This is a genomic window from Halomonas sp. E19, assembly GCF_052439355.1.
Classification (GTDB): Bacteria; Pseudomonadota; Gammaproteobacteria; order Pseudomonadales; family Halomonadaceae; genus Halomonas.
The window spans coordinates 1564812-1575537 of sequence record NZ_JBNFWU010000001.1 but is presented as its reverse complement, the minus strand read 5'-3'; the positions used below and the strand labels follow the sequence as shown (position 1 = coordinate 1575537).

General features: G+C 65.7%; 10 protein-coding genes and 2 pseudogenes. 4 read left to right on the top strand and 8 right to left on the bottom strand.

Annotation, left to right across the window (positions count from 1 at the left end; translation table 11 throughout):
- Positions 1-108 precede the first annotated feature (108 nt).
- Positions 109-1784: pseudogene (rpsA, locus tag ACUDAL_RS08425) on the top strand (30S ribosomal protein S1).
- Positions 1785-1898: 114 nt separating this feature from the next.
- Here the strand turns inward: rpsA and rimO are convergent.
- A pseudogene (gene rimO, locus ACUDAL_RS08420) lies at positions 1899-3259 on the bottom strand (30S ribosomal protein S12 methylthiotransferase RimO).
- A 128-nt stretch (positions 3260-3387) separates the two neighbouring features.
- Between rimO and ACUDAL_RS08415 the strand changes: the two are divergent.
- The 3 genes from ACUDAL_RS08415 to ACUDAL_RS08405 all read left to right on the top strand — a co-directional run bounded on the left by ACUDAL_RS08415 (position 3388) and on the right by ACUDAL_RS08405 (position 4833).
- Entirely contained in the window at positions 3388-3798 is a 411-nt protein-coding gene (locus tag ACUDAL_RS08415; RefSeq protein WP_444677824.1) for an SRPBCC family protein, read from the top strand.
- Between the two features lie 128 nt (positions 3799-3926).
- Entirely contained in the window at positions 3927-4082 is a 156-nt protein-coding gene (locus ACUDAL_RS08410; RefSeq protein WP_444677823.1) for a hypothetical protein, read from the top strand.
- Positions 4083-4158: 76 nt separating this feature from the next.
- Positions 4159-4833, top strand: a complete 675-nt coding sequence (locus tag ACUDAL_RS08405; protein WP_444677822.1) for a TVP38/TMEM64 family protein — start codon at positions 4159-4161, stop codon at positions 4831-4833.
- 142 nt (positions 4834-4975) lie between these two features.
- Here the strand turns inward: ACUDAL_RS08405 and ACUDAL_RS08400 are convergent, their stop codons facing one another.
- The 7 genes from ACUDAL_RS08400 to coaE form a co-directional block, all read right to left on the bottom strand.
- Positions 4976-5803 (bottom strand): universal stress protein, encoded by an 828-nt coding sequence (locus ACUDAL_RS08400; RefSeq protein WP_444677821.1) that lies wholly within the window; start codon positions 5801-5803, stop codon positions 4976-4978.
- Positions 5796-8243, bottom strand: coding sequence for a Lon protease family protein (locus ACUDAL_RS08395; RefSeq protein WP_444677820.1), 2448 nt, complete (start codon positions 8241-8243; stop codon positions 5796-5798). Before ACUDAL_RS08395 ends, ACUDAL_RS08400 begins: the two co-directional genes overlap by 8 nt.
- Before the next feature lie 126 nt (positions 8244-8369).
- A complete protein-coding gene (locus ACUDAL_RS08390) occupies positions 8370-9239 on the bottom strand; it encodes a DNA replication terminus site-binding protein (protein WP_444677819.1) in 870 nt (289 codons plus the stop codon).
- Positions 9236-9466, bottom strand: coding sequence for a DNA gyrase inhibitor YacG (gene yacG / locus ACUDAL_RS08385; RefSeq protein WP_444679342.1), 231 nt, complete (start codon positions 9464-9466; stop codon positions 9236-9238). Before yacG ends, ACUDAL_RS08390 begins: the two co-directional genes overlap by 4 nt.
- 69 nt (positions 9467-9535) lie before the next feature.
- A complete protein-coding gene (locus ACUDAL_RS08380) occupies positions 9536-9820 on the bottom strand; it encodes a type II toxin-antitoxin system RelE family toxin (RefSeq protein WP_444677818.1) in 285 nt (94 codons plus the stop codon).
- Positions 9810-9956 carry a hypothetical protein gene (locus tag ACUDAL_RS08375; protein ID WP_444677817.1) on the bottom strand — a complete coding sequence of 49 codons (147 nt, stop codon included), beginning with the start codon at positions 9954-9956 and terminating at the stop codon, positions 9810-9812. The genes ACUDAL_RS08380 and ACUDAL_RS08375 overlap by 11 nt, the downstream gene beginning before the upstream one ends.
- Before the next feature lie 156 nt (positions 9957-10112).
- Positions 10113-10715 (bottom strand): dephospho-CoA kinase, encoded by a 603-nt coding sequence (coaE, locus tag ACUDAL_RS08370; RefSeq protein ID WP_444679341.1) that lies wholly within the window; start codon positions 10713-10715, stop codon positions 10113-10115.
- Positions 10716-10726: the final 11 nt, after the last annotated feature.

Here is a 10726-nt window from a genome sequence, read left to right as displayed (position 1 = left end):
TCCAACCAGCGTTAACATCCGCGTGGGATTGGGTAAATAAGGCCCGCACTCGCTGGTGGTGCGGAGAAGGCGGCAACGCCTCAACACCGTTGATCACGTAGGAAAATCATGAGCGAAAGCTTTGCTGAACTGTTTGAGCAGTCACTTCAGGACATCAACATGGAGCCGGGCGCCATCGTCACGGCTACCGTCGTCGACATCGAAGGTGACTGGGTCACCGTCAATGCCGGCCTGAAGTCCGAAGGGCAGATTCCCGCGGCGCAGTTCCGCGACGACAATGGCGTGCTCAGCATCGCCATTGGCGATGAAGTCAGCGTTGCCCTGGAAGCCGTCGAAGACGGTTTCGGCGAGACCCGTCTGTCTCGCGAGAAGGCCAAGCGTGCCGAAGCGTGGAAGATTCTGGAAGCCGCCTTCGAGAAGGAAGAGATCGTCAAGGGCGTGATCAACGGCAAGGTCAAGGGCGGTTTCACCGTCGACATCGACTCCATCCGCGCCTTCCTCCCCGGTTCCCTGGTCGACGTGCGTCCGGTTCGCGATACCACGCACCTCGAGCACAAGGAACTCGACTTCAAGGTCATCAAGCTCGACCCGAAGCGCAACAACGTGGTGGTTTCCCGCCGTGCCGTGCTCGAAGCCGAGAACAGCGCCGAGCGTGAGGCCCTGCTCGCCACCCTGCAGGAAGGCCAGCAGATCATCGGTATCGTCAAGAACCTGACCGATTACGGCGCCTTCGTCGACTTGGGCGGCGTCGACGGCCTGCTGCACATCACCGACATGGCCTGGAAGCGCATCAAGCATCCGAGCGAGATCGTAGCCGTGGGCGACGAGATCAACGTCAAGGTGCTGAAGTTCGACCGCGAGCGCAACCGCGTCTCCTGGGTCTGAAGCAGCTGGGCGAAGATCCGTGGGTCAACATCAAGGACCGCTACCCCGAGGGTACCGTGGTTCAGGCGCGCGTCACCAACCTCACCGACTACGGCTGCTTCGCCGAGCTGGAAGAGGGTGTCGAAGGCCTGGTTCACGTTTCCGAGATGGACTGGACCAACAAGAACATCCACCCGTCCAAGGTCGTCAACATCGGCGACGAAGTGGATGTCATGATCCTCGATATCGACGAAGAGCGTCGTCGTATCTCCCTGGGTATCAAGCAGTGCACCCCGAACCCGTGGGAAACCTTCAGCGGTCAGTACAACAAGGGCGATCGCGTCTCCGGCTCGATCAAGTCGATCACCGACTTCGGCATCTTCATCGGCCTGGAAGGCGGCATCGACGGCCTGGTTCACCTGTCCGACCTCTCCTGGTCCGAGACTGGCGAAGAAGCCGTGCGTCGGTTCAAGAAGGGCGACGAAGCCGAAGCCGTCATCCTCTCCATCGACCCGGAGCGCGAGCGCATTTCGCTTGGCATCAAGCAGCTCGACTCCGACCCGGTGGCCGAGTACCTGGCCGTCAACGACAAGGGCTCCATCGTCACCGGTCGTGTGATCGAAGTCGACGCCAAGGAAGCCCACGTCGAGCTGGCTACTGACGTCGTCGCCGTGCTCAAGGCGTCCGAGATCAGCGCCGACCGCGTCGAAGACGCGCGCAACGTGCTGAGCGAAGGCGACACCGTCGAGGCCCGCATCGTCAACGTCGATCGCAAGAACCGTGCGATCAACCTGTCGATCAAGGCCAAGGAGCAGGACGACACCCGTCAGAACCTGAAGAAGCTGCGCGAGCAGGAAGTCGACACCGGTGGCCCGACCACCATCGGCGACCTGATCAAGCAGCAGATGGGTCAGGACTGATCGTCCTTCGGGCTCCGTTCGCGGAGCCCGAACCCGGCTCTCGTAGCCAAAGAAAACGCCACCCTAGGGTGGCGTTTTTGCGTCTGGGTTTCGCTTCAAGCGGTTGCTTTCAAATCAAGCGCTATAGAAGTCCATGAACTTGACGGGTTGCTCTTCTTCTATCACCTCGGCCCACAGGTCGTATTCGTCGGCGTGGGTGATGCGGGCGCGTACCACGTCGCCGGGGCGCAGGGTGCGCTTGGAGTCGAGGAACACCATGCCGTCGATCTCCGGGGCATCGGCTTCGCTGCGCCCCACCGGGCCCTCCTCGTCGACCTCATCCACCAGCACCTCGATCTCGCGGCCGATCTTCTGCTCGAGGCGCGCGGCGGAGATCGCCTGCTGGTGCGCCATGAAGCGCTCCCAGCGCTCCTGCTTCACCTCGTCCGGCACCGGCTCCAGGCCCAGCTCGTTGGCCGGTGCGCCCTCCACCGGCGAGTACTGGAAGCAACCTACGCGGTCGAGCTGGGCTTCACTGAGCCAGTCGAGCAGGTACTGGAAGTCCTCTTCGGTCTCGCCGGGAAAGCCGACGATGAAAGTGGAGCGAATGGTCAGCTCGGGGCAGATCTCGCGCCAGCGCTGGATGCGGGCCAGGGTCTTGTCCTCGAAGGCCGGGCGCTTCATTGCCTTGAGCACCTTGGGGCTGGCGTGCTGGAAGGGGATATCCAGGTAGGGCAGGATCTTGCCTTCCGCCATCAGCGGGATCAGCTCGTCCACGTGGGGGTAGGGGTAGACGTAGTGCAGCCGCACGCGAATGCCCAGCTCGGAGAGCGCCTCGCACAGCTCGGTGAGGCGGGTCTTCACCTCGCGGCCGCGCCATTCGCTCGGCGCGTAGCGCAGGTCGACCCCATAGGCGCTGGTGTCCTGGGAGATGACCAGCAGCTCCTTCACGCCGGCCTTGGCCAGCCCCTCGGCTTCGCGCAGTACGTCGCCTACCGGCCGGCTGACCAGCTTGCCGCGCATGGAGGGGATGATGCAGAAGCTACAGCTGTGGTTGCAGCCTTCCGAGATCTTCAGGTAGGCGTAATGGCGGGGCGTCAGCTTGACCCCTGGGGCGGCACCAGATCGATGTGCGGGTCGTGGGTAAAGTCGTACGGGGCGGCGGCATGTACGGCATTGACCACCTGCTCGTACTGCTGGGGCCCGGTGACTGCCAGCACGCTTGGATGCACGTTGCGAATCGCACTCTCGTCGACGCCCATACAGCCGGTGACGATGACCTTCCCATTCTCGGCGATTGCCTCGCCGATGGCATCCAGCGACTCGGCCTTGGCGCTATCAATGAAGCCGCAGGTATTGACCACCACCACGTCGGCGTCGTCGTAGCTGGGCACGACCTCGTAACCTTCGGTGCGCAGCTGAGTCAGGATACGCTCGGAATCTACCAGTGCCTTGGGGCAGCCCAGCGAGACGAAACCGACCTTGGGAGTGGACATGCAGAACCTCTTGGAAAATGCGAAGCCAGTGGGGGGCGCAAGCCCGGGCTGGCCCGAAAAGGGGCAGGGCGGTTACCCTGAAAGTCGAAGGCGAAATTTTAGCGCTGTCCACGAGCATAGGGAACCGCATGGCCACCATTGAACACAGTGCAATTCTCAAGGCGTCGCCCGAACGCGTCTTCGCCCTGCTGGAGCGCGTCGAAGAATTTGTCGACTATTCCGACCTGATCCAGGCGATCGAGCCGCTTGGCGACGAGCGCTACCGCTGGCATGTGCGTGCGGTGGGCATGGACTGGACCTTTGACGTGGCCGTAACCGAACGCACGGCGCCGCATACGCTGGCCTGGGAGTCGATCGAAGGCGTGCACAATCAGGGCTGCTACCGGTTGACCCCGGTGGAAGAGGGCACCGAGGTGTCGCTGACCCTGACCTATACCATCCGCAACCGCCTGGTGGAAAAGGCCGTGACCAAGGCCGCCCGGCCGCTGGTGAACAAGGTGAGCCGGCAGATCCTCGAACGGGTCGAGGCCAGGCTATAGCGTCAGGCTGTGCTGTAGAAGCGTGGAGAAAGGTCGTAAAAAAGTTAGCGCCCTACCTGTTTCTTTGCCACGGCCAGGACTAGAATCTGCTTGACGAGGCCGCTTCGGTCTCGATCGAGGATAGGACCATGATCAAAGGGCTGATGTGGTGTCTGGCCGTGCTGTTCGCCCAGCTGGGGCTGTTGAAGTATGTGGATCTTCGCGTGGCGGCCATGCCGCGTCTGGAGGATTCGCCGCCTGCCGACACGCCCTCGAACGAGGATGACGCGAGCCTGAATGCCTGAGCCTTGCCGGCGGGGTGACCCGGCGCGCCCTCCATGGCAACATGGCCCTTCGCAAAAAGGGTCGGGTGGAGAGTCGATGGCAGAGGTTTCCTCGCTGCGCAGACGCTGGCGCTGGGTCGTCCTGGGGGCCAGCCTGGCCATGGCGGCCTATCTTTGGGTCTGGCACTCTCCTGATCTCAGCGCCTTTCGGCAGTGGGCCGAAGAGACCAGCCACCACCCCCTGGTGGTGACCAGCGTTATTCTGGTGATGGCAGTGACGCTGGCCATCGGCCTGCCCGGCAGCATCGGCCTATGGCTGATCGCGCCTTTCTATCCGCCCCACGTGGCTACGCCCATGCTGATCTTCGGCAGCGTGCTCGGTGCACTGGGTGCGTACCAGCTGGCGGCGCTGGCCGGCGACCGCTGGCAACCCAAGGGGCTGACCCGCAAGGTCATGCTCATGCTCGAAGCGCGCAGCGATCTTCTCACCCAGTGTGCGCTGCGCGTATTGCCGGGCTTCCCCCATTCGGTGATCAATTTTGCTGCCGGCCTCCGGCGGCTGCCGCTGGGTACCTACCTACTGGCGGCCACGCTCGGGCTCGGCATCAAGTGGGCCGTCTATGCCAGCGCCATTTATAGCGGCCTGGACGCCATCGCCAACGATGAAAGCTTTCTCAGTGCCGATATCCTGCTGCCGCTGGTAGCGCTGACGCTGCTGCTGCTGCTGGGCTCCTGGATGCGACGCCGGGTGGAAGAGGGGCGCGAGGTCTAGCCACGCGCCCCGCCTTGACCGGCTGGCAGGCTTGGCCGGTTGGTCGACTTGTCCGGCTGGCAGGCGCCCAATCCCGTCCCCTTGCCGCCAGGGCCACTGCCTAGCGGGTCACCATCAAAGCCTAGCGGGTCACCACCACTGCCTAGCGGGTCACCACTACGGGCAGCGGGATGCGCGCCAGCAGCTCCGGATCTTCCTCCAGCAAGTGGGCAAGCTCCTGACGTGTCAGCAGCAGGCCGCCAGCGTCGGCATGCAGTAGGGCGCGCTCGAGCTCGGCGGCATGCTGCCACGGCAAGGGCAGAGTGCCTTCGAACAGCACCGACATCCACCCGGGAAACGCCAATGCCGCATCAGGAAGCGGCTCGGCCGTACGAGCCGGTTGCGCAAGGCGGTGCAGCGGGCCGCGACGAAACGGGTGGCGCTCGTCCCACAGCAGTACCGTGCAAGGCGCCTCGAGGATCAAGCGGCGGCTGGTGGAGCCCAGGCGGGTTCCGTAGCGCTCGGTCGCACCGGCCTTGCCCAGCACCAGTACATCCGCCGAGGCGGTGCGGGCCAGGGCCTCGTTGACCACCTGGCCGCGGCCCACTTCTAGCCGGTGCGACAGGTCACGGCCGGCCACCGCCAGCTGCAGCGCTTGGTGCACACGCTGAAGCTGGCGCGCAATGACGCTTTCCAGCCGCTCCGCCGTGAGCGGGCGCGACAGGCCGGACTGGGCGCCGATCTCGCAGGAGAAGGGAAAGGCCGCGCAGCGCAGCAGGTCCAGATCTTCCACATAGACCGCCACCAGCTCGGCGCGGCGGCGGCAGGCCAGGTCCACGGCGGCGGCCAGTGCCGCCTGGCTGTGGCGCGAGCTGTCCAGCAGCGCCAGAACCCGCGACAGGGGTTCGCCCGGGGCATCACTGCCGCCCTGCGCATCGGCGGGTGTTGCCACGCTGCGCACGTCATCCTTTCGTCCGCTGTGCCTAGGCATCGCCGCGCTCCTCCGGTGCCTGGCCGCTGCTCCGGCCCGAGTCGCCATCTTGTCCGCGCTCGCCGTCCTCCTTCGCTTGCTCAGCCGCCCCTGCCTTGGCCGCGCGGTGGAAGGCCGCCAGGCGCTCTACCACCAGGGCATTGAGCGAGCCAGCAGGGTAGCTGCCCTCGGCATCGGCTTCGCCAAGGGGCATGCCGGTCAGCAGGGTCAGCGCCTCGTCCAGGTGGGCAATGGCATAGACGCGGAAGCGGCCGGCCTCGATGGCATCGCGCACCTCGCGCTTGAGCATCAGGTGCTCGACGTTGGTGGCGGGCAGCAGCACGGCGTTGCCCTCCGTGTCGCCGCGTGCCTGGCAGATATCGAAGAAGCCCTCGATCTTCTCGTTCACGCCTCCCACCGCCTGTACGTTGCCGTGCTGGTCGATAGAGCCGGTGACGGCGAAGCGCTGGTCGATGCCGACCCGGGCGATGGCCGAGATCAAGGCGCATATCTCCGCCACCGAGGCGCTGTCGCCCTCAATGCCGCCGTAAGACTGCTCGAAGGCCAGGCTGGCGGAGAGCGAAAGCGGCGTGTCGGGGGCAAAGCGGCTCGCCAGGCAGCGCGACAGGATCATCACCGCCTTGGAGTGAATGCGCCCGCCCAGCCGCGCCTCGCGTTCGATATCGACCACCTGGCCGGGCCCCGGGCGGGCGGTAGCGGTGATGCGGGTTGGCTGGCCGAAGGCGAAGTTGCCCAGGCTGAGCACCGACAGGCCGTTGACCTGACCGACTCGGTGCCCGCGGGTTTCGATCGCCACGGTGCCGCGGGCGATCAGCGCATGGCTGCGCTCGCGCAGGCGGTCGGCGCGCAGGCGCTGCTGGGCAATGGCCTTTTCGACGTGCGCCCGGGCGATGAGGCTGGCGCCGTCGCGGTCGGCCCAGTGATCGGCCTCCTCGAGCAGGTCGCTCAGTGGGCGGCGGCGCGCCGTCAGCCTGGTCTGGTCGTCGGCCAGGCGGCTGGCGTGTTCAAGGGTGGCGGCCACGCCGCTGCGGTCGAGCGGGCGCAGCGAGGATTCCCGCGCCAGGGTGGCGACCATACGAGCGAACAGCGGCTGGTTGGCCGGGTTGCGCTCCAGTTCGTCCTCCAGGTCGGCCTGCACCTTGAACAGTTCGAGGAAGTCCGGATCCTGCTCGCACAGCAGGTAATAGAACATCCGCTCGCCCAGCAGCACCACCTTCAGATCCAGCGGAATGGGCTCGGGCTCCAGGGTTGTGGTGCTAATCAGGCCGTAGGCCTGCTCCAGCGACTCGGTGCGGATCTCGCCTGCCCGCAGTACCCGCTTCAGCGTTTCCCAGGCACCCGGCTGCATCAGCAGGCTGCGCACGTCCAGCACCAGGTAGCCGCCGTTGGCGCGGTGCAGCCCGCCGGCGCGGATCAGGCTGAAGTCGGTGAGCAGCGTACCGTTGTGCACGTGGTGCTCGATGCGCCCGACCAGGTGCTGGTGGCTAGGCAGGTCGAGGTAGACCACCGGGCCGCCCTCGCAGCCCAGGTTGTCGACGATCAGGTTGAGGTGGAAGCGGCTGAACACTGCTTCCGGCGGAATGTCGGGCTCCTCCTCCAGGAAGGCGTCGACGTGCATCACCAAGGCTTCGCGTATCGCCTTAAGGTGGGCCATCACCTCGTCATGGTCGGAATAGCGCTCCTCCAGCTCTGCCAGCGGCGCGCCGATGGCCGCCTGCAGCATCTCCTCGTTCAGCGCGGTGACCTGTTCACGCAGCTGCTTGGCCAGGCGCGGCATCTGGCGGATGGCCTGGGTGAGCTTGCGCTGCAGCACCTGCACGGTGCCTTCGATGCGCTCGCGCTCGTCCTGGGTCAGCTGCTCGAAGGCATCGGGCGTCATCATCTTGTCGTCGGCGGTGGCCGGGGCGAAGGTGAAGCCGTTGGGCGTGGAGAGCAGCAGGATGTCGTGCTCGCGGGCCTCGCGGCGCACCACCTCGATGGCGTCGCGCTGGCGCTCGCCCATGGCCTGCTTCAGCTCATGCAGGCGGTTCTGGTATTCGTCGCCCTCGAAGATCGCCGGAATGGCGGTACGCAGCTCCTCGGCCAGCTGCTCGATGTCGGCGCGCAGCACCCGACCCATGCCGGTGGGCAGCAACAGGTGGCGCGGTCGGCTGGGGTCGTCGAAGTTGTAGCGATAGGCGATGTCGGGCGGCGTCGGCTCGTCCCGCGAACGTTCGGTCAAAAAGCGCCCCACCATCTGGTGCTTGCCATGGCCAGGGTCGCCCAGCACATAGAGGTTGAACCCCTCGCTGCGCATGGCCGTGCCGAAGTCGAGCGCCTCGCGTGCCCGCGCATGGCCGCTGAGCATGTCCAGCGAGGCCAGCTCGCTGGTCACCTCGAAGTCGAAGGCGTCTTCCGGGCAGGCGCGATAGACCTGCGTCACGTTCAGGGGTGTCGGCACAGGGCCCTCCATCGTCTACGGGTACGCTGCCAGGCGGCGCCGGGCGTGCGGCAGCCTTGTTCGCAGTATGGCGAACTCCCGGCGCCAATGCATGATGCATATCAAGCCCTTGGCGGATGCAGCGGCTCAGCGATAGCGGTAGACGCGCAGGCTCGGCAGGTAGGGCAGCTCTTCCAGTTTCTCGTCGCGGCGGCGTGCCCGGGTGCGCTGCTGGGGCGGGGCGGCTGGCGGCAGGTTGTGGTCGGGCAGGCGCCCGCGCGGCGCAGGCAGAAACAGCGGCAGCGCCACGTTCATGGCACGGCGGGTGCGGCCATCTTCCAGCGGCTCGCAATAGAACAGGTTGGCGCGCATCAGCGGCGCCTGGCTCTGCACCTGCGCCAGCGGCTCGCTGGAAGGCAGCGCGGCCAGCTTGCGTAGCTGGATGCGCACGTGCGGGGCGTCGCTGTCCAGCGCCAGCAGCTTCTGCTCCACCTCGCGCACCGTCAGCCGCTTGATCGAGCGGCCGCTGGCGTACCAGGCCAGCCGCACCCGTGCCACCGGCGCTTCGGCCACGGGAATGGCACGCCAGCACTGCTTGAGATGCAGCCGGGCGAGGCCGCTGCCGCGCAGGTGGTCGTGCAGGTGGGGGTGGCGGAAGGGCAGCACCGCCTTGGCCTCGGCTAGCAGCGGCGGATATTCCGTCTTGATCCTGGCTAGCCGTGCGGCGAAGTCGGCCTTGGCGACGTTGACCCTGGCCACCTCTTCGAGCAGCGCTGGGGTGGCGGCCACCAGCCCCACGTGGCTGCGGGTCACGCGGCCATCCTGGCCGTCGGCGTACCAGAAGTCGAGCAGGGCGCGGCGCAGCCATTCGGGGCTGGCCTCGGCCTGGAAGGCCCAGGCCTGGGCGGGCGAGGCGGCGTAGGCGTCCAGCAGGGCCTCGCTGCGTTCGATAAGCGCGTCGAAGGCGGCTTCCAGCTCGGCCAGCAGCCGGTAGGTCGGCGCCGCGGGCTGGGTCACGGCCGGTGGTCTCGCTCGGCCCGGGCCAGCCACTCGTCGATGTTGGTCTCGTCGAGCGCCGGCTCGCCGGCAATACGGTGCGACTCATCGGCCCAGGCGCCCAGGTCGATCAGCTTGCAGCGTTCACTGCAGAAGGGACGGTAGGGGTTCTGCTCGCTCCATGCCACTTTCTTGCGGCACTGCGGACAGGCGACGGTCAGGGGCGTTGATGATGTTGGCTCATGAATCCAAGGTGGTGGTGACTTTGCGCTAGTGTAGCGGCTAGCCGTCGCACCAGGCCAGGCTGAAACACCGTATCACTGACGACGGTCGGCCTTGAGATAAACCGCGTTACGGTCACGCTTGCCAACGGCAATGACGAGAACGACAAGTTCCTGTCGGCGAACTTCGTAGACGAGGCGAAAACCGGCGCTGCGCAGCTTGATCTTGAACCGGCGGTCGCTGCCTGAAAGTTGCGCTGCCGGTCGAATCGGGTTTATCAATACGGCGGCCAGCTTTTTCTTGAACTGAACGCGCACGCTCTCGTCAAGCTTGTGCCACTCCTTCAGGGCCTCCTTGCGAAAGCGCAGCTCATAGCTCATCGAGGGTAACCGTAATTTCCTCTTGGGTGCTGCGCTTATCTGCGATTCGGTTCAACTCGGCATCCTCCAGCTTTTCCAACAATTCCTCATAAGCTGCAGCAGGTATGCAGTAGAAGGCGGGTTCATTGCGATTCAACACGGCGACGGAAAACCTTCCCCAGCCGCGACAGTCGCCATGGGGTTCTTTTTCAGTTCGGAGATGCTGGCCGTTGTATTGGCAAGAATGGTATGGGGCATGGGACCTCCTCATTATCATCAAGGAGACCATTTTAAAGATCTTTTTAGCGGTCTTTCAAGTGGTCGCCATCTGCCGATAGCGCCGATCCAGCTCGGCTATCTGCGCGGCCAGCGCCGCTTCGCCGCCGCTGTTGTCGAGCACGTCGTCGGCACGGGCCAGGCGCTCGCTGCGCGGCATCTGGGCGGCGACGATGGCGCGGGCCTGGGCTTCGTCGACGTCATCGCGGGCGGCGGTGCGCTCGATCTGCAGGCTTTCCGGCACGTCGATTACCAGGCAGCGGTCGGCCAGCTCGCTCTGGCCCGATTCGAACAGCAGCGGCGACACCAGCAGCACGTAGGGGGCGCCTTCGGCCTGCAGCCGCGCCAGGTGGGCAAGGATACGCTGGCGAATGCGCGGGTGCGTCACGCCTTCCAGCCAGCGCCGCTCGGCCTCGTCGGCGAACACGATCTCGCGCAGGGCGCGGCGGTTCAGGCTGCCGTCCGCCAGCAGCACTGGCGGGCCAAAGCGCTCGGCAATGTCGTTCAGCGCCGGCTCGCCGGGTTCGACCACTTCGCGGGCCACGTCATCGGCATCCACCCAGGGAATGCCGTGCGCCGCGAAAGCGCGTGCCACGGTGCTCTTGCCGGAAGCAATACCGCCGGTGACGCCTACGATCACAGCCATTCTCC

Bases quoted from the DNA above. Each gene is read 5' to 3' on its own strand.
- ACUDAL_RS08415 (WP_444677824.1), top strand. From the start codon at position 3,388: ATGGCCACCATTGAACACAGTGCAATTCTCAAGGCGTCGCCCGAACGC.
- ACUDAL_RS08410 (WP_444677823.1), top strand. From the start codon at position 3,927: ATGATCAAAGGGCTGATGTGGTGTCTGGCCGTGCTGTTCGCCCAGCTG.
- ACUDAL_RS08405 (WP_444677822.1), top strand. From the start codon at position 4,159: ATGGCAGAGGTTTCCTCGCTGCGCAGACGCTGGCGCTGGGTCGTCCTG.
- ACUDAL_RS08400 (WP_444677821.1), bottom strand. From the start codon at position 5,803: ATGCCTAGGCACAGCGGACGAAAGGATGACGTGCGCAGCGTGGCAACA.
- ACUDAL_RS08380 (WP_444677818.1), bottom strand. From the start codon at position 9,820: ATGAGCTATGAGCTGCGCTTTCGCAAGGAGGCCCTGAAGGAGTGGCAC.